The organism is Sorangium sp. So ce381 (assembly GCF_051473845.1).
In the GTDB taxonomy this organism is placed as follows: domain Bacteria; phylum Myxococcota_A; class Polyangia; order Polyangiales; family Polyangiaceae; genus Sorangium; species Sorangium atrum.
In genome coordinates this window covers 11,121,061-11,138,506 of the sequence record NZ_CP150336.1, presented here as the reverse complement: position 1 = coordinate 11,138,506, position 17,446 = coordinate 11,121,061, and the positions used below count along the sequence as shown (strand labels likewise).

Genomic DNA, 17,446 nt, shown 5'->3' with positions numbered 1-17,446 from the left:
CTGGACCGTGGCGGCCGGAAGCGAGGACAGCATCCATCTCCGGCATGACGCGGAACCGTGAACTTTTCGCTGAGCTAGCAACCGAGTCGTGCAACACAGCCATGTCTACCTCCCAGAAGCCCGTCACCTCCGCCGCCTTGCTCGCCACCGCTGCCCACCTCAACTTCCGCGCGACGTCCCGAGACCGGAGCGGCTCGACGCTCGGCGTGCTCGTCGACGCGTCCGGCGCTCAGCAGTACCTCGTGATCGCCTCTGGCGGCGCGGAGGGCACCTGGACGCTCGCTCGCGATCTGCCCGTCGGCCTCGCGCCCTTTCTTCTGTACGAGAGCGCCGCCAACGTGCTGCGCGGCGGGAGCTTGAGCGAGGACGGGAGCATCTCCTTCCATGGAGCGCTGTATACGATCGAGTCATCGTTCGACGGCAGCACCCGCGCAGCGAAGGTGAGCGGTAGTGTTTGAGCGCCGTCGCGCTCGGATGCCAATCCGAGGATCCGGCTCAGCGCGGCTGCAGGGCTGAGGCCCGAGCTCGCCTCCCGTCAAGGCTCGACGCGGCACCTCGCGCTGCACCCGTCGCCACCCGCCGTGTTGCCGTCATCGCACGTCTCGAGCCCCGCGACGTCGCCGTCGCCGCAGACGATCGCGGGATCGACCAGCGCGCGGCGCAGCTTCAGATCGCTGCGCAGGGCGCCCACGTGCGTCTTGAACGCGCTCAGGTCGCCTCGGGTCGCGGCGCCGGCGCCGGCGACGGCCTTGTCGAGCACCTGCTCCGCCCGATCGATGGCCGCGAGCACGGCGCCCTCGTCCCACGCCGCGCTCACGACGCGGGCGAGCTCGGCGCGATACCGCTCGTCGAGCGCCGGGATCTCGCGGATCCGGCGCGGGAGCACGGCGACGGGCTCCGTCTCGGTGTCGAAATGCGGGTCGTCCAGGATGCGGTCCATCCCGTGGGCGATGAACACGAAACGCCCGTCGGCCGGGTTCTCGTAGAGATAATAGTTGTTCGCCCGGTAGGCGTAGCCGTCCCAGTGGCCGAGCAGCGCCTCGAGGGCGTAGCTCGTGAGGAACCGATCCAGGTCGAGGCGCTCGCTCACCTCCGCGGCGAGCTGCTCGTCCGGCGCGTCCTGGATGGCGGCGGCGAGAGACCGGAGCTCCGCCCCGCCGCCGTCATCGCCGCTGTCGAGCTCCACGGCGCCGACGTCCTCGGCGAAGTCGCCGCAGCACGGGCCCTCGTAGAGCACGCCCTCGTCGTTCACCTCGCCGAAGTGGCGCCGCAGGAACCGCTTGTCGATGGCCTCGGTGACGACGTAGATCCCCTGGTCCACGCCGTTGAGGCTCACCACCGCGTGCGCGGTGCGCGCCGCGGGCACGCCGGCGCGGTCGTGCAGCTCCTCGCCGATCTGCTCGCGCAGGAACGTCGGGTCCTGCTTGGAGTTGTTCAGCAGGAGCTTCTTGAGCCCGTGCAGGTTCGCTTCTTCGTCGAACTCGTCGAGCTTGACGCTGAAGCTCGGCTTCTCGGACAGATCGACGGCCGAGTTGCCCTTCTGCCGGATGCCAGCGCCCCTGACGACCTCGCCGTCGTAGACGATGGTGCACGGGGCGCGGTCGTCGAGGTTCGTGCGGAGCTGCCCCAGGTGGGCCTCATCGACGGTGATCGCGATCTCGTGCAGCGCCGCCCGATCGAAGACGACGTCGCTGCCCGGGTCGAGCGGCACACAGCCGCCCTGGCTCGCCGCGACGAGCGCGAGGACCGCGGATGCATGAAGGGATCTCATCGATCGCGGCCTACTGCTCCGCATCGCTCCTGGACTCTGCAGTCCGGCCAGGGTGGCCCGCCTCGGCGGGGAGCCGGCCGCCCACGGCGTGGCGGAGCTCGCCGACCGCGGTCCAGTAGCGGCGCACGAAGCGCATCAGCCGGAGCTCCAGGCGCACGCGGCGCTCGTCGACCTCGAGCGCCCGCCCCACGTCGACGTTGCGGCCCTCGATCGCCCGCTGCGCCTCGGAGCCCGCGCGCTCGGCGGCGGGGGTCATCCGGCGCCGGAGCTCGGTCACGAGGGCCCGGGTGGCCTGGGCCTCGCTCAGGCTCGTCCGCACCTCGCGCGTCACGAGCTCGACCGCGGCGCCGAGCGCGCGCTGCTCCGCCTTGCGGGCCGTGTCCGCCGCGACGGCGGCCGCGCGGTGCGTGTCGAACACCGGCAGCTCGACGCCGAGCCCGAACGTCCACGCGCGGCCGAGCACGCTCTCGGGCCGGAACTCGTAGCCGACCTCGACGAAGGAGAGCCACGGCCACCGCGCGGCGCGCTCGGCGTGGAGCGCCGCGTCCGCCGCGTCGCCCTGCGCCGCCGCGAGCTCGATCTCGGGCCGGCGCTTGAGCGCGAGCTCGACGGCCTCCGCCTCCGTGGGGAGCTCCGGGGGAGGCCACGCGCCCTTCGGCGCGCCGATGAGGCGCACGGGCACCGCGGGATCGAGCCCCATGCGCGAGAGGAGCGCCGCGAGCGCCGCGCTCCGCTGCGCGCGCAGATCCACGCCGTCCTGCTCCGCGTCGACGGCGGTGAGCTCCGTCATCGCCTCGTCGACCGCCGTCGTCCGCGCGGCGGCGAGCTGCCCCTTCATCCAGGTGGCGAGCGACCGGCGCGCCTCGGCCACCGCGTCGGCGGCCTCGATCTCGGCGTCGAAGAGGAGCACCTCGTCGAACAGCGACCGGACGTCGGCCTCGAGGGCGATCTCGACCTCGCGCGCCTCGGCGAGCGCCTTGGCCTCGTCCACGCGCGCGGCCGCGACGTTCGCGTCGACCTCGCCCGGGCGGGTCACCGGGAAGCGGAGCGCGGTGCTCACCCTCGGCCGGCGCTCGAGAATGCGCTCGAGATCGACGTTCGTGATGCGGAGCTCCGGGTTATCGAAATGGTCCTCCGCGTCGACCTGCGCCGCGGCCGCCTCGGCGCGGGCGCTCTGCGCGGCGAGCTCGGCGCTGTGGTCCCTCGCCCAGGCGACGGCGTCCTCCACGGTCATCGCGAGCGGCGCCGCGCTGGACGCGCCCGGGCGCGCGCCCGGGCCCGCGCGGCCGGGCGCCGGCGGGCCGGCGGACGCGCGGCCCTCGCGGTAGAGGGCGATCGCGCGGTCGGACGCCGCCGGCCTCGGCGGGGCAGAGCAGCCCGAGAGGGCCGCGCAAATCAACATGACGGGGATCGCCGCGCGGCGGCGGCGCTGGCTCACTGGCCCCACGAGAGCTCCTGGAACGAGGGCGTGGCGGCGTCGAACACGATCGTCAGCGCGCCCGGCGTGAGCGACGGCGTGATCCCCTCGGGCTTGAGCCCCGGGAACCGCTGGACGAGGCGCGGCGAGAGGACGCCGCCCTCGGGGCGATCCACGCGCCACAGCGCGCCGGCGTCGCCGTCCGCCGTCGAGGGCGTGGACGTCATGGCGAGCGCGCCGTCCGGCATGAAGACGAGCTCCGAGATGCCGCCCGGCGTGGGCTTCCCGGCGACCTCCACGTCGACGCGCGCGCGCGCCCACAGCGCGACGCGGGCCGCGTCGAAGCGCGCCGCCTCGGCCGCGGTCCGCTCCTTCTTCTTCGCGCTCGCGGCCTCGACCTCCCCGCCGAACAGCGCGCCCGGGGAGCCGACCCGCCAGATCATCGCGTTGCCCTGCGCGTCGAGCGGCGCCTTCAGCCCGAGGTACAGGGCGCCCTGCCGGAAGGCGAGGCCCTCGATGTCGAGCTCCCGCGTCCCCTCGGGGAGGCCGAGCGCCGCGGCGCGCGCGGGATCCGCGTCGAGGACCTCGGCCAGGTGGATCTCGCCGTCGACGCGGAAGCCCTGGCCGTCCTGGCGGACGCGGAGGAGCGCGGTCCGCTCCGGCTTGCGCTTCCCCTTCTTGCTGTAGCTCTGCGACGACAGGAGGTAGATCTCGCCCGCGTCCCCGGCCGCGATCCCCTCGAGGTCGTTCACCTCGTCGACGCCGCTCACCGGCACCGGCTCCGCGGCGACGGCGCCGCTCGCGGACATCGCGAAGAGCCACGGCACGCCCTCGTTCTGCTCGTGGCCCGTGTCGTCGCTGACGATGAGGTACCGCGACTCGCCGGGGCGCGCGAGGACGCCGGACGGCTCGAAGCGCGTCCGGCTCGCCAGGGTCGGGGGCAGCTTCATGGGGGACTGCGACGCGACCGGGCCGGCCTTCGGCGCTGCCCCGGCCTTCGGCGCGGTGGTGGTGGGCTTCGGCGGCGGCTGGGCGGGGGCCGCGCCGCGGCGCGCGTCGAACGTGATGTCGAAGGCCTGACCGGGGACGAGCGCCATCGGCGCGTCCAGCGCGATGGTGACGACGCGGCCCCACGCCGGCAGCTCCGGCGTCGGCCAGCAGCGCGGGGGGAGCTGCGCGACGAGCGGCCCCACGGCGACGACCGTGCCCGGGATCGCGTCGCCGAGCTGGCCCCGGATGTAGAGCTCGGCCGCGTCCCCGTCGTTGACGCCGAGGGCGAAGCGCTCGGGGACGCAGGCCAGCGCGCGCGCGCCCGTGCGCGCGCTCAGGAGCTGCACCAGGGGCATCCCGGCCGGGACCACGTCGCCGGGCTGCCTGTCGATGGAGATGACGCGCCCCGCGTTCGCGGCGCGCAGCACGTAGCTCGCGCGCCGCTGCTCGAGCATCGCGATGTTCTCGGTCGCGACGCGCACGTCCGCGTCGAGCTTCGCCGCCAGCCCCGACGTCCGATCCCGGAGGCCGTTCCGCCGCCGCTCGGTCGCCTTGAGCTGCTCCGTGAGCATGCTCAGCGTCCGCGGCTTCTCGCTGGCGATCGCCGTGACCGTCGCCTGCTGCAGATCGAGCTTCGTCAGATCGTCGAGCACCGCCTGCCGGTTCTCGACGAGCGCCTTCACCCTCGATATCTCGCTGTCCAGCACCTTCGCCTCGGCGACCGCCCGGCGCTGCTCCTCGCGGTGGATGGCGAGGTGGCGCTCGACCGTCTCGCGGTTCGTGTCGAGCTCCTGCTCGAGGACGGCGAACTCCATCTGCAGATCGGCCTCGACCTGGGCCTTCTCCGCCCTGGCGACGGCGATCTCGGCGTCGATCACCGAGGTGTCCAGCGTCGCGATGATCTGCCCGGCCTCGACCTCCTCGCCGACGCTCACCTCGACGGAGGCCACCCGGGCGGTCTCGACCGGCGAGAGCACCTCGGGCAGCGCCTCCGCGAAGCCGAAGACCCGCCCGCGCGGGCCGCTGCCCAGGTGGAGCCACAGGGCGGCTCCGAGCGTGAGCACGAAGGTGATCGCGGGGGTGGCGTCCTGGAGCGCCGAGCGGAGTCGCTGGTAGCTGTACATCGATGATCCTTGCGCGGTGATGACGACGGCGGCTGTATCAACGAAGCGAGAGGGCCCGCGAGGGCGTGACCGACAGGCATCCTCCGCGATGGACCTCGGCCGCTAGAGATCCAGCGTCGGCTCCTGAAGCATGAGAGAGACGTCCTGCACGCCCGGGATGGCCTGGAGCTTCGCGACGAGCGCCGAGCGCAGATCGGGCGCGAGGACGGTGATCTGGTAAGCATGCTCCATCGCGGTCCCCTGCGCAGCCTCCCGGAGGGTCACCAGCGAGAAGGTCCGGCAGTGCGCGCGGAGCACCTTCGCGAGCGCGTCGTCCACCTCGGGCAGGGCGGGCGCGGTGAAGCGGACCAGGCCATCCGGCTGTCGTCGCGAGCCCCAGCCGGAGAAATGGAGGAGCAAGCTTCCGGCGGCGAAGATCGCGGTCCCGCCGAGGGCCGCGCCGACCGCCTGGAGCCCGCAGGCGATGCCGACGCCGAGCGCCGCGAAGACGAACATGATGTCGCGGGGATCGCGCATGGTCGTGCGGAACCGGACCGCGCTCAGGCCCACGGCGACGCCGATGCCGGCGGCGATGCTGCTGCCGACGGCGAGCATCAGCATGCAGGTGATGACGCTGCCCATCGCCATGCTGTGCACGGATGAGCGGGAGTAGGAGAGCCCGCGAAATGTGGCCATGTAGACGAGCGCGACCCCCTGGCCGAGCCCGAACGCGAGCAGGAGCGCCACGACCGCCTTGCGGAAGTCCATGGCGCTCCCCTGGGTGACCCATCCGAGCCAGTCTATCACGGCGAGCCGCTCTTTCCCGGGGCGATCGCCGGGCGCAGCGCGCGCCGAGCCCCATCCACGCGATCCACGCGCGTCCGCGTCATGGCGCCTCGGAGGCGGCCCCGCGGCCAGGGTAGGGGCGCGCTTGCTTGATGTAGAGCGTCGGCGGCTCGTCGGGGTTCGCGTCGTCGTCGAACTTGAACTCCACGTCCATCGCATACCAGCCGTCGTTGCCGCTCGCGGGCCCATAAGCGGGGGAGAACCGCTCGTGGATGGCGTCGAGCGCCACGCCGAGCTGATGGACCTGCGCCGTCGAGAGGACCGTCTGGCCCTCCGGCATGAGGCTCGAGTGGGTCAGGTAGGTGACCGGCTGGTTCGGCTGGTTGAAGAAGTAGAGGAACGCGTCGTTCGTCACGCCCGCGGGCGGGGCGACCACCTCCACGTCACCGCCGCTCTGCACGTTGACGTAGAACGCGGGCTGGACCCCTGCCGTGTCGAACGGGTTGTTGGTCACGGCCACGCCGTTCGCCTCCTCGGACGGGAAATTGTGGTGCACGAGCAAGGCCATCCCGATGGTCCGGTGATCGATGCCGTAATAGGTGCGCTCATCGAAGGTGCGCAGCTTCCAGGCGCTCGCGTAGGTCTTGCGGATGGCGTCGAGGACATCCTCCCAGTCCGTCGGATCGCCGGTGTTCGAGTCGTAGCAGCCGGCGCACGGGAACCCGTCGAGATCCTCGCTGTTCGTGCTGGTGCGGAAGCGCATCTTGTGCCCGGGGTAGTCCGCCTCGATCTTCGCCCTGAGGAGCTCCTGGAACTCGGCGTCGATGGGCGCGCTCTTCATGGCGTCGCGGAGCGCCTTCAGCTGCTCGTCGCGGGCCGCGGCGTCGGTGTTGAACTTCGGGTCGGCGAGCAGCGCGTCGATCTGTTCGTAGAACCCGTTCTGCTTCATGAACTGGTCATAGTAGTACACCGGGATCGCGAAGGCCTTCAGGATGGGGACCTCGGGGAGCCTGGCCAGGATGGAGTAGTGGGCCGCCTTGCCGCCGAAGGCGAGCACGGCCTGCTTGATCGCGTCCCGGAGCGGCTCGCCCTCCGGCGGATCGGGGGTCACCTCCTCGATGTCGCGCAGATCGGTGACCGTCAGATCCAGCTCGGGGAGCGTGACGGGCGTGGGTTTGTGCGCCTCCCAGAACGTCTCGGCCTCCGCCTCGGTGACCTCGCGGACGCTCCAGGACAGCGGCCCCGCGGTGAGCTCGACGAGCTTGTCCTTCAGCGCGAGCAGCTCGGGGCGGCTCATGGCGTTGCGCAGCCCCATGTTGGGGGTGCGCCGGTTCTGGGAGAGCACGTTGACGTGCGAGAGCGGCGTCTGGAACTCCTCGGTGATGATCCCCTGGACGACCGAGATGTCGTTGGGCGCCTCGTCGAGGACGACGATGTCCTGGTGGGACAGGTACTCCGAGTCGAGATCCGCCGCCTTCGCGAAGTGGAGCCGACCCACCGCCGTGCCCAGCGAGAGCGGCTGGTAGTCGATCCCGGCGTAGAGATCGCCGGTGCTGACCACGGGGATGTCGGAGGGGAGCTTCTTCGCCTCGGCCGCGACGGCCTCCGACGTCGGGTGGAAGGCGAGCTTCGACCCGAAGAAGGAGGCCGCCTTGGCCGCCCTGAACAGGGTGGTGATCATGTCCGCGGACGCGGTGTCGTAGGGGGAGAGCTCGAGGGCCCACACGTCTGGACCCTCGTAGTGCGTCACCGCGCCGAGGACGAAGCGGCGATCCGGCGTGAAGTACTCGGTCGCGTTGAACTCGGCGAGGGGCGGGACGAGGGGCAGCGCGTCGCCGGAGAGGTGCGATGACACGAAGTCGTAGTGGATCAGGTAGAGAACGCTGTTCTGGAAGTACAGCGCGTTCTTGTCGGCTTGATCCAGCACGACCTTGACCGACCGCGCGCCGGGCAAGGTGGCGTCGATGGGCTGCGACGCGAGGGCCTCGAAGTCCGCGGCGCACCCGATGCGCTTCAGGAACTCCGTCGATTCATCGGCGTTCTTGCGTTCGCAGACCTCTCCGGTCACGCCGGGGTCGTCCGTGCCGCTGCCGCCACACGCGCCCGGGAGCGCCGCGGCGAGCAAGGCGAGCGTGACGATCGACGTGATGCGAGTGCCTTTGTACATGATTCCTCCTGAGACAAGTAAGCTGACCGCGCAGCGGCGCGCGCCGGTCATCCCGCGTCAATCCCGCGTCAAGGTGTCAAGGTGTCAGGGCGTCAGCGCGAAGCAGTAGAACCCGCCGTAACCGCCGCCGGACCCGACGGTGACCGCGCCGGGTAGCGGTCCCCCCTGCTCCAGGAGGTTGATGCCCGGCGCGCACCCCGACTCGTCGAGCGACGACATCCAGTTGGCCATGTTGATGTTGCCGCCGGGGCCGGCGCCGGTGCTGCCGCCGCCGGTCGGGAAGCCGGCGCCGGTGCTGCCGCCGCCGGTCGGGAAGCCGCCACCTCCGAAATTCCTGGGCCACGAGTGACCGACGCGCGGCCGCCCCTCGCTCGAGTCGCCCGACTTGGCCGTCCAGTCCTTGCAGGTCGCTGTCGCGCTGTAGAGCTGTCCCATGTCGTTCGTCCCCGTCAGCATGTCGTGGTTGTCCACCTCGGACTGGCTCGGATCGGGCTGGTGGTTGGGGACGCCGTCCTCGTTCGGAAAGTCGTCGACGATCGCAGGGTCGGCCGCGGAGGGGCGGTCGTTGAGCAGCTCCTCCTTGTTGTTGGCGAGCAGCCGGCCGAGCCGGTCGTACCAGGGACCGTTGCCGATCCGATCGATCGCGTTGACCTGCTTGCCGTCCTCCCCTGCGACGGCGCTCAGGAAGGCGCGCCACTGCTTGCCCCCCGCGCCGGGCATGCTCTTCTCGGCGATGGTCGCGCAGATCTTGTCCGCGCCGCGGAGCCCGGCGCCGGGGCCCGTCTCTCCGAAGCGGAGATCGCCGCCGAAGCCGTCCTGGGAGCCCGACAGCTCCTGCAAGGCGACGAGGCTGGTCACGAAGAAGCTGAATTTCTCGGTCGTCCCGCCGCCGGAGCTGGAAGAGGAGGTGTTACCGCCGGAGGTGGACGAGGTGGTGTTACCGCCGGAGGTCGACGAGGTGGTGTTGCCACCGGAGCTGGACGAGGAGGTGTTGCCGCCGGAGGTCGACGAGGAGGTGTTGCCGCCGGAGCTGGACGAGGAAGTGTTGCCGCCGGAGCTGGACGAGGTGCTTGTCGAGCTGTCGCCCGAGGAGCCCACATCCGAGTCCGAACCGGAGCAGCCGACCACGGGGGCGAGCAGAGCGAGGGTAAGGGGCAGCAGCAAGGGACGATAAGTGCGTGTCATGGTCTCTGTGTCCTTTTCCTTGTTAAGCTAGACGGTCGGCCGCGCCGCGGATCGGCGAGGCTCACTTGCAGGTGAGATCGCTCTGGCACGTCTGGCCCTCGGGGCACTGCGAGTCGTCGTTGCACGAGGTGAGCCCCGCGATCACCACCGCCTGCTCGATCTGGGACGAGACGACCAGATCGACCCGGCCGGGCGGGATCGTCGTGGAGCCCACGGACTTGCGCGTGACGATGATCGTCGGGAAGCCTGCGACGCCGAGGTCGAGGAGCTGCTTGACGAGCGACGCCGGGAGCTCGAGCGAGCCGGTGTCCTCGACGTTGCACTCGATCATCCCCTTCGTGCCCCCGTGATGGCTGATGTCGAGCTTCACGTGGACCTTGGAGATGCCGTCCTGCCCCGGCGGGGTCCACTCGAGCGGCACGGGCTGACCGGGATCGAGCGCTATCGACTCGTTCAGGAGATCGAGGGGGCTCACGCCCTTGGCCTCCACCGTGAAGGCGCTGAAGAAATCGCCGCTCGCCTCGAAGCGGACCACCTGGCCCTCGTCGGCAGGCGGGTAGCCGAGCTTCGTGCCGGCGGGAGGCTGGTAGTTGTTCGCCGTGGGGCTCATGACGAGCGACGCGGCGCCCGACTCGAGGTTCAGGCCGGTCACCGTCACGTCTCCGGCGCCGTGCGCGGCCGGGTAGGGCTGGCACGTGTCGTCCTCCACGCAGACGGCGCTGCCCCCGCAGGGCTCGTTGCAGAACGGGACGCGCGGCGTGAGGAGCTGACAGCCCCCCTCCTCCGCCTTCAACTCCCAGACGAGCTGCGAGGGCGTGGGGCCGTCGTAGATCTTCCCGATCACCGACGTGCTGCCCGCCGCGCCCGGCTCGGCAGCAGGCAGCGAGCGCACCTGGAAGGCGCCGACGAGCTTCGTGGGGTCGCCGGTCGGTTCGCCCGACCCTGTGGAGCCGCCGGAGCCGCCGGAGCTCGACCCGGTGCTGGCGCCACTCCCTGACGGGTCGTTGGTTCCATCCGCGGAGCTCGAGCAGGCGAGCGAGACGAGGGCCACGACCCCGCCAAGGACGCCGGCGCGCCATCCGCCGCGTGACAAGAATTTTTCAATTCGGCAAAGGTTTTGCGACATCTCGATGGCCAGGTGGCGACGCCGCGGGATCAGGGGTCAATCTTTTTTGTGAAAGCTCACAACGCGGACGCTGGCCATCCGGCGTCAGGCTGATGCGCTCAGCCGCCGTCGAGCTCGGAACGCGGACGCTGGCCATCCGGCGTCAGGCTGATGCGCTCAGCCGCCGCCGAGCTCGGAACGCGGACGCTGGCCATCCGGCGTCAGGCTGATGCGCTCAGCCGCCGCCGAGCTCGGACAGGCGCGCGCGCAGCCGCGGCGCGTGGACGCTCTCGCCGTGACGCGCCAGGAAATCGGCGATGGCCGCGCGCTCGTCGGCCGCCCGCCCGAGCCGTCGCAGGCACTGCACCCGGCCGACCCGGGCCTCCGCGGCGAGGGGGCCGCCCGCGCCGGCGAGGTAGCGATCGAAATAGCCGAGCGCCTCCGCCGCCTTGCCCTGGTGGAGCGCGATCTGCCCGAGCGACACCAGGGCCGTGCGCGCCTCGGGGCTCCCCGGGTACTGCGCGAGCAGGGCGCGGTAGGCGGCGTTCGCCTCGGCGCTCTTCCCCTGCCCGAGCTGGGCCTGCGCGCGCAGGAGCAGCGCCTGCGGACCCGCCGCGGGCTCCTCCGCGCGCGGCCTGGGCGGCTGCGCGCGATCGCGGGCCCCGACGGCGCTGGCGGCCGCGGGCTCGCCGGTGGGCGCGCCGGCGCCGGGCGAGGGCTCGGCGGCGGGCGCGTCGGCGCCGGGCGGGGGCTCGGCGGCGGGCGGCGGCTCGGCGGTGGGCGCGCCGGCGCCTGGTGAGAGCGCGCCGGCGCCTGGTGAGGGCTCGGCGGTGGGCGCGCCGGCGCCTGGCGGAGGCGCTTCCGGCACCGAAAGCGTGGGGAGGCTCAGGACCGTGCGCCGCGCGCCGCTCGGATCGAGCGCCTCGTTCCCGCTCGGCGCCGGCGGAGGCGCGTGCGCAGGCTCATCGAACAGCTCCGCGGCGAGCGCTGCCAGGAGCGTCGCCGCGACGGCGACGCCCGCGAGCGACCCGGCGATCCCTCGCCGCAGCATTGGCCGAGGCGCTGTGCGCGGCCTCGCGGTGCTCTCGGGCGCGGCCTCGACGCGGGCGCCTCGGGCGTCGACGGGAGCGCCTCGGGGCTCGAGGCGGGCGCCCCCGGGCTCGAGGCGGGCGCGCGCGAGCACCTGCTGCAGCATGGCGGCGTCGCTGAGCTCGCGGCCGTCGCCGCGCGCGTCGCCGAGCCTGCCGATGGCGGCCCAGAGCGGCGCCTCGCTGCGGAGCTCGGGGTCGTCCTGCTCGGCGCGGCGGAGGAGCTCCGCGTCCTCGGGGCGGATCGGCTCGCCGCGCGCCTCCGCGGCGAGGATCGCGGGCACGAGGTCCAGATCGATCTCGGACTTCTGCGTCCCTGTCATGATGCTCTCTTCCGGCCGACGGCGAGGTCCTGTCGCACCTGCTTGCGGAGCGCGCCGATCCCGAGGCGCAGCCTGCTCTTGACCGTATCGGGGCTGACCTCGGTCATTCCGGCGATCTCCTCGATGGAGTGATCGAGCGCGTGGTGCAGGAGGATCGCAGTGCGCTGCGCCTCCGGCAGCTCGTCGAGGTACGCGCGCGCCTCGCGCGGGAGGGCCTCGAACGGGGGTTGGTGTGGCGCCAGGGCGATCTCGTCGTCGATCGCGCTCTCCGGGGCCACGGGCGCGCCTTCCCGGCGCTGCTGCCTGGCGTACCGGAGGATGGTCCGGACGGCGACGCGTCTGGCCCAGGCCTCGACGGTGGCCTCGCCGCGGTAGCTCGACGCGCTCTCGAGGATCGCGAGCAGGCCGAGCTGCGCGGCGTCGTCGGCGTCGGCCGCGCTGCGGAGGAACGTCCGCGCGATCCGGCGGACCCGCGAGATCACGTGGGTCATGAGCCAGGCCTGGGCCTCCGGGTCACCCGCGCCGGCGCGGCGCATCCGTTCGAGATCAGACGGCACGGGCACAGACGGTGACGAGGCAGGCGGCGGGGCGGGGACGGGGCGCGTCATGGCGCTGGCCAGGAGCGGCTCGGGCAGTGGGCCGAGGCGCCTGGAGAGAGCTCGCGCGTGCTCAGCGTCCATCGCTTCGACCTGGTGCGATGCACGGCCCGAAGCGGGTCAATTTTCCTTTCGTGTCGGGTCATGCGGCGCGGATGGTCATTTCCTGACCATGCCCGCGGGGGCCGGCGAGGCCGGCAGGGCGAGGCCGAGCTCCAGCCCGACGCCGGCCAGGATCCGCACCGGATCGGCCGAAAGCGCGAGGGCCGGGTGTACGGCGGCGTCTGGCTTCGTCAGGAGCACGTCCACACCCACCGTCGTCTTGAGGCGGAGCCACCCGGTGAGCGGGACTCCGAGCTCCGCGACCGGCGCGACGCTCACGAGCACGTCGGTCCTGGCCTCCGGCGGCGGCAGCTGCTGCGGAAACATCCGTGGCCACCGCCACGGGGGCGGCGGTGGCGGGCCATGACCGGGAGGCGGAGGGAACGGTGGTGGTTCCGTGAGCGCCTGCTGGGTCGTGCCTTCCTCGGGGACGCGCTCGACGATATCGACGGTGGCGCGCGCGCCGAGCTGCAGGTCGAGGCCGAGGGGGAGCCTGAGCCGGACCTGGCCGGTCGTGATCACCGGGTGGCGCGAGAGCTCGAACGTGGACTGCTCGCCGTCGACGGAGGTGGAGGGCATGAGCTCGTACCCCAGGCCGAGGACGGCGTAGTCCACCGGCGCCCAGGAGGCGCGGACCGCGGCGGCGCTCTGCCAGGGCGCGTCGCTGCTGAAGTTCGCGCCGGTGTAGCCGGCGAGGACGGCGAACGTGGGCAGGGGGCTCGCGTCGCGGCGGGCGCGCGTGGATGGCGACGGCGGGCCCGCGGGCGCCTGCAGGTCCGGCGCGGCGTCCGTGGGCGCGGCGTTCGCGGGCGCTGCAGGGGACGCGGCGGGCTCGGGGGCAGCGGCGGGCTCGGGTGGAGCCGCCGGGGCCGGTGGGCCCGGGGCGACCTTCACCTCGGCCAGGCCGGCGACGTGGCCCTCGCGGAGCTCCTCGGCGACCGCGCCGGCGATGTTGGCGAGCGACTCGAGGGCGGTCGCGCTCTGTCCGGGCAAGATCGGGATGCGGCGGCCGTAGATCTGCTCGCCGTCGCGCTCGACCACGTACAGGGCGAGCTCGTCGCTCGACCCGGCGTCGATCCAGAGCACGCCCCGCGCGTCCCATGTGTCGGCGAGCGCGTTGGCCTCGGGGAGGAGCGTTTGCAGCACGGGCCTCGGCGTGCCGGGGCGGACGATCTGAAGGCGGACGCCGACGGGGCGGATATGGGCGACGACGAGGTCGAGGGCGCGCTTGTCGATGCCGCCGGCGCCCGGGAAGGCGGCGAGGACGAGCACCGGCTCGCCTGCGGCGCGAGGCTCAGCCGCTGCGGCGGGCAGGGCGACGGCGGCCAGCAGCGCGCCGGCGACCGCGCTCGCGGCCGTTCGGGCAGCGCGGAGGGCGAGCGCGAGCGACGTGGCCGGCACGGGCACGGAAAATTATCACCCTTCCTCGCGGGGCACCATCCCCCGTCGGGGTATCGGCGTGAACCAAGCTCGTTGGTCACGCTCGGGGCCCGAAGCCCGCCCCCTCCACCCCCAGCAACGTCAACGTAAACGTGAACGTTTACGTGGTCGTGGTCGTCTGAGGATTGATCACATTTCCCCCTTAGTTTTCGCTGTGTTGGCGACGGCGGCGTTCCAGCCCATCTCCAGCATGAGCAAGGTCTGCATTCCGCGCGCGAGCGTCAGCCAACCGGGGGGACCGTTGCGCTTGAGGTGTCCACCGAGACCGGCAACGGCGTAGAGCGCATCGACTACCGTCGCCCCCTGCGCCGGCAGCTTCTTGGGCTGGTGCTGGTGCAGCAGCTTCAGCTGCGTGGGGTTCAGGGCTCGTTCCGCGGGCGCGTTGGGCTCAAGGCGCGACAGAGAGCGCAGCAGCAGCATCTGCCACGCGATCGGGGCGAACAGCGCCAGCGCGTTCGTCAGGCTCCGGAAGCTCTCGAGCTGGCGCGTCTCGAGGGCGCAGCCGGTCTTGAGCGCCTTGAAGAACTCCTCGATGAGCCACCGTGCCCGGTAATGGTCGACGATCGCAGCGATCTGGTCGGGCGTGTCGACGGGCTCGTTGGTCGCCAGCACCCACGCGACCGGCTCTTCGCCCGCTGGCGTGTCGATCTCCTGCACACACACGATGTTGACTGCGAGCTCTTCGGCCAGCTCGGGCAGGTAGTACGGACGGCGCAGCGCCACGCGCCGGGCGCCGACGCCCAGCGTGGCCCTCCGCTCCGAGCGCTCGGGGTGCGCACGCTTGCTCGCAGGTACAGGGCCGGTGCGGCGTTGGGTGAGCACGACCTCGCGGCTAAGCCGGATCGGCAGCTCGACCAGCGCCTCGCTCAGCCGAAGCGGTGCGCTGTCGTCGAGCGATTCCTCCTCGTCCTCGGCCAACTCCAACACGTTCCGATCCCGCGCCATGCGCACGACGAAGCGGTGGCCCTGCTCGACCATGGCGCACAGAAGCGGGTAGGCGTCGGCCTCGCGATCCATGATGTGCAGCAGCGACGTGCGGTCGCCCACGGCCTGCTCGGCCGCCTCCACCTGCCGCAGCCAGCGCGTCGATTCCTTGTCGGTCACGCGCGCATAGTCGCTGCCCGTCCTGTTCTTCTTGCGTGGGCTCTTGGACAGGGCGGAGGCTTTGCGGGCCCAGCAGGCCAGCCCCAGCAGTCCGAGCGGCTGGTTGATCGCGTCGGTGGCCACGGCGAGCGTCGCGTGCGCCAAAAAGCCCTGGGTGTGCTTGCCGTTGAGCGGGCCGAGCCCTTTGCGTGCGCCGTCGCCGTCGAAAGCGACCGCGGTGGTGTCATGCACCGCGCGAACCGTGTCGTGACCGGCCATCCGCTCGAGGGTCTGCTCGCTGTGGGCTTGCACCAGCGCACCATACGACACGCGCTTGTTGCCAAGGAGCCGGTAGAAGCCCTCCAGCTCTGCTTCTGTCTTCAGCGAGTCCGGGAAGCTCTCGCCCGGCGCGACGCTCAGCCGTGCCACCACCGCCCGGACCCGCTGATGCAGGCGCGCGTCGCCCAGCTGCACCGTCTCGAACTCGCGCACGAGCGACGGCGTCGCTTCCGGCACATCGGGATTTCCCATGACATTTCAGACGCTTGGCGGGTCCGAAACGGATCAAAAAAAGATGTGCGGGATCTTCAGTCGTGGTCGTGGTCGTGGTCGTTCACGGCTTGCCGTTGACGACCACGACCACGACCACGACCACGACTACGACTACGACTACGACTACGACCACGTAAACGTTCGGAGGTGGGAGAACGCGGCGCGAAGCTTCGTTAACGCCTAGGCCCGGGGCCCGGCGGGATGGCCGCGCCCGCGCCTCAGCGCGCGCCGGTCGACCGCGGGTAGCTCCCGAGCACCTTCACCATCTCGCAGCGCGCGCGGAGCCGCTCGATCGCGTCGGCGACGCGCGGATCGCTCCGGTGGCCCTCCAGATCGACCAGGAAGACGTAGTCCCAGTGCTTCTGCCGGCTGGGCCTCGACTCGATCCGGGTCAGGTTGATGCCCGCGTCGTCGAAGATGGCGAGGACCCGGCGGAGCGCGCCGGGCTCCTCCTGCACGGAGAAGACGATCGAGGTCTTGTCCGCGCCCGTGGCGGGCGCGTCGCCCGCGGCGATGACGATGAAGCGGGTCGCGTTCTCGGCGCGGTCGTGGATGCGCTCCCGCAGGAGCGGCAGTCCGTAGAGCTCGCCCGCCCCGCGGCTGCCGATCGCCGCCGCGGCGGGGTCGCCGAGGGCCTCGTGCGCCGCCGCGGCCGCGGAGACGGTCTGGACGATCTGCGCGCCGGGGAGGTGCTTGGCGAGCCAGAGGCGGCATTGCGAGAGCGCGTGCGGGTGCCCGTGGACCCGCGCGACGCCGCTCAGCCCCTCCGCCTTGCTGAACAGGCAATAGGCGACGTCGAGCACGAGCTCCTGCCGGATCTGGAGGTCGCTCTCGATCAGGGCGTCCGCCGTCAGGGTCACCGAGCCGTCGGTCGAGCTCTCGACGGGGACGACGCCGCAGGCCGCCTCGCCCGCGCGCACGGCGTCGAAGACGCCCTCGATGGTGCCCGTCTCCCGGTAGAGCGCGGCCAGCCCGAACAGGTGCCGCGCCGCGACCTCCGCGAAGGCGCCCTCCGTCCCCGGAAAGGCCACCTTCATGGGCTCCTCCAGCGACAGGCAGGCGCTCATCACCTCCCGGAAGAGCACCCGGATGGCGTCGCGCGGGAAGCGGCCCGCGCCCTTCGCCTGCAGGCGGGCGAGCACGCGCCGCTCCCGCTCCGGGTCGTGAAACTGCGTGGCGTTCGCGGCGCGCTTCGTGTGAGCGACCTCGAAGGCCACCTCGGCCCGCTCCGCGAGGAGCTCGAGGATCCGGTCGTCGATGCTGTCGATGCGCTCACGAAGCTCGCCAAGGGTCGCCATGAACTGTTTCACCTCGGAAGGGGCAGGGCGGCCATCAAAGCGCAGGGGGCGCCGCAGCGCAAGGCTCGCCGCGGAGCCGGGAATGCGCGCGGAACGCGCGCGACGGCGACGCACGTCGGGGGCGAAGCGGCACCCGTGCGGGCTCGACGCGTGGAGCGGATGGGCGAGAGAGAGCCCGTGAGGGAGCAGAGGAGAGGAAGAGAGAGCTCTTGGCGCGGGAGCTGGAGCGAGAGGATCGGCTGCCGGAGTGGGAGGATCGGGCGCCGGAGCGGGAGGATCGGGCGCCGGAGCGGGAGGATCGGCCGCCGGAGTGGGAGGATCGGGCGCCGGAGCGGGAGGATCGGCTGCCGGAGCGAGAGAACGGCGCCCGTAGGAGAACTTATGCTTTCGGGCTCGGCTGCCGAGCTTGTCGAGACAGCTGCCTGCACCGGCCCGCAACA

15 protein-coding genes are annotated in these 17,446 nt (G+C 72.1%); 3 read left to right on the top strand and 12 right to left on the bottom strand.

The genetic code is table 11. The features are described 5' to 3' along the window. The first annotated feature begins 101 nt into the window (after window positions 1-101). Complete coding sequence (locus WMF29_RS41720) at window positions 102-458, top strand: hypothetical protein (protein ID WP_437325647.1); 357 nt, start codon at window positions 102-104, stop codon at window positions 456-458. A gap of 77 nt (window positions 459-535) precedes the next feature. Here the strand turns inward: WMF29_RS41720 and WMF29_RS41715 are convergent, their stop codons facing one another. The 6 genes from WMF29_RS41715 to WMF29_RS41690 all read right to left on the bottom strand — a co-directional run bounded on the left by WMF29_RS41715 (window position 536) and on the right by WMF29_RS41690 (window position 9,092). Continuing rightward, a complete protein-coding gene (locus WMF29_RS41715; protein WP_437325646.1) occupies window positions 536-1,771 on the bottom strand; it encodes a CotH kinase family protein in 1,236 nt (411 codons plus the stop codon). A gap of 10 nt (window positions 1,772-1,781) precedes the next feature. After that, a complete protein-coding gene (locus WMF29_RS41710) occupies window positions 1,782-3,173 on the bottom strand; it encodes a TolC family protein (protein WP_437325645.1) in 1,392 nt (463 codons plus the stop codon). Window positions 3,174-3,205: 32 nt separating this feature from the next. Continuing rightward, window positions 3,206-5,302, bottom strand: coding sequence for an HlyD family secretion protein (locus WMF29_RS41705; RefSeq protein ID WP_437325644.1), 2,097 nt, complete (start codon window positions 5,300-5,302; stop codon window positions 3,206-3,208). Window positions 5,303-5,404: 102 nt separating this feature from the next. Next, window positions 5,405-6,088: a DUF4956 domain-containing protein gene (locus WMF29_RS41700; protein WP_437325643.1), complete on the bottom strand. Its 684-nt coding sequence runs from the start codon at window positions 6,086-6,088 to the stop codon at window positions 5,405-5,407. A gap of 79 nt (window positions 6,089-6,167) precedes the next feature. Next, the gene (locus WMF29_RS41695) at window positions 6,168-8,234 is read right to left on the bottom strand and encodes a PEP/pyruvate-binding domain-containing protein (RefSeq protein ID WP_437325642.1); all 2,067 of its coding nucleotides are present in this window, start codon (window positions 8,232-8,234) and stop codon (window positions 6,168-6,170) included. An 84-nt stretch (window positions 8,235-8,318) separates the two neighbouring features. Further along, on the bottom strand, window positions 8,319-9,092 hold the full coding sequence (locus WMF29_RS41690) for a hypothetical protein (RefSeq protein WP_437325641.1): 774 nt from the start codon (window positions 9,090-9,092) through the stop codon (window positions 8,319-8,321). A 64-nt stretch (window positions 9,093-9,156) separates the two neighbouring features. On the opposite strand from WMF29_RS41690, the gene WMF29_RS41685 reads away from it, so the two are divergent. Beyond that, entirely contained in the window at window positions 9,157-9,408 is a 252-nt protein-coding gene (locus WMF29_RS41685) for a hypothetical protein (RefSeq protein WP_437325640.1), read from the top strand. Between the two features lie 72 nt (window positions 9,409-9,480). On the opposite strand, the gene WMF29_RS41680 is transcribed toward WMF29_RS41685, so the two are convergent. From WMF29_RS41680 to WMF29_RS41660, 5 genes are all read right to left on the bottom strand, one after another. Continuing rightward, on the bottom strand, window positions 9,481-10,512 hold the full coding sequence (locus tag WMF29_RS41680) for a hypothetical protein (RefSeq protein ID WP_437325639.1): 1,032 nt from the start codon (window positions 10,510-10,512) through the stop codon (window positions 9,481-9,483). Window positions 10,513-10,759: 247 nt separating this feature from the next. Further along, a complete protein-coding gene (locus WMF29_RS41675) occupies window positions 10,760-11,935 on the bottom strand; it encodes a tetratricopeptide repeat protein (protein WP_437325638.1) in 1,176 nt (391 codons plus the stop codon). After that, a complete protein-coding gene (locus tag WMF29_RS41670; RefSeq protein ID WP_437325637.1) occupies window positions 11,932-12,492 on the bottom strand; it encodes an RNA polymerase sigma factor in 561 nt (186 codons plus the stop codon). The genes WMF29_RS41675 and WMF29_RS41670 overlap by 4 nt, the downstream gene beginning before the upstream one ends. Window positions 12,493-12,690: 198 nt before the next feature. Further along, a complete protein-coding gene (locus WMF29_RS41665) occupies window positions 12,691-14,040 on the bottom strand; it encodes a hypothetical protein (RefSeq protein ID WP_437325636.1) in 1,350 nt (449 codons plus the stop codon). A gap of 162 nt (window positions 14,041-14,202) precedes the next feature. After that, window positions 14,203-15,687: an IS4 family transposase gene (locus WMF29_RS41660; protein ID WP_437325635.1), complete on the bottom strand. Its 1,485-nt coding sequence runs from the start codon at window positions 15,685-15,687 to the stop codon at window positions 14,203-14,205. On the opposite strand from WMF29_RS41660, the gene WMF29_RS41655 reads away from it, so the two are divergent. After that, complete coding sequence (locus WMF29_RS41655; protein WP_437325634.1) at window positions 15,686-15,892, top strand: hypothetical protein; 207 nt, start codon at window positions 15,686-15,688, stop codon at window positions 15,890-15,892. The two genes, WMF29_RS41660 and WMF29_RS41655, sit on opposite strands and share 2 nt — an antisense overlap. Window positions 15,893-15,926: 34 nt before the next feature. Here the strand turns inward: WMF29_RS41655 and pheA are convergent, their stop codons facing one another. Continuing rightward, window positions 15,927-17,006 (bottom strand): prephenate dehydratase, encoded by a 1,080-nt coding sequence (gene pheA, locus WMF29_RS41650; RefSeq protein WP_437325633.1) that lies wholly within the window; start codon window positions 17,004-17,006, stop codon window positions 15,927-15,929. Window positions 17,007-17,446: the final 440 nt, after the last annotated feature.

Coding starts and splice junctions, on each gene's coding strand:
- WMF29_RS41720 (WP_437325647.1), top strand. CDS start 102: ATGTCTACCTCCCAGAAGCCCGTCACCTCCGCCGCCTTGCTCGCCACC.
- WMF29_RS41705 (WP_437325644.1), bottom strand. CDS start 5,302: ATGTACAGCTACCAGCGACTCCGCTCGGCGCTCCAGGACGCCACCCCC.
- WMF29_RS41675 (WP_437325638.1), bottom strand. CDS start 11,935: ATGACAGGGACGCAGAAGTCCGAGATCGATCTGGACCTCGTGCCCGCG.
- WMF29_RS41710 (WP_437325645.1), bottom strand. CDS start 3,173: ATGTTGATTTGCGCGGCCCTCTCGGGCTGCTCTGCCCCGCCGAGGCCG.
- WMF29_RS41655 (WP_437325634.1), top strand. CDS start 15,686: ATGACATTTCAGACGCTTGGCGGGTCCGAAACGGATCAAAAAAAGATG.
- WMF29_RS41695 (WP_437325642.1), bottom strand. CDS start 8,234: ATGTACAAAGGCACTCGCATCACGTCGATCGTCACGCTCGCCTTGCTC.
- WMF29_RS41660 (WP_437325635.1), bottom strand. CDS start 15,687: ATGGGAAATCCCGATGTGCCGGAAGCGACGCCGTCGCTCGTGCGCGAG.
- pheA (WP_437325633.1), bottom strand. CDS start 17,006: ATGGCGACCCTTGGCGAGCTTCGTGAGCGCATCGACAGCATCGACGAC.
- WMF29_RS41715 (WP_437325646.1), bottom strand. CDS start 1,771: ATGAGATCCCTTCATGCATCCGCGGTCCTCGCGCTCGTCGCGGCGAGC.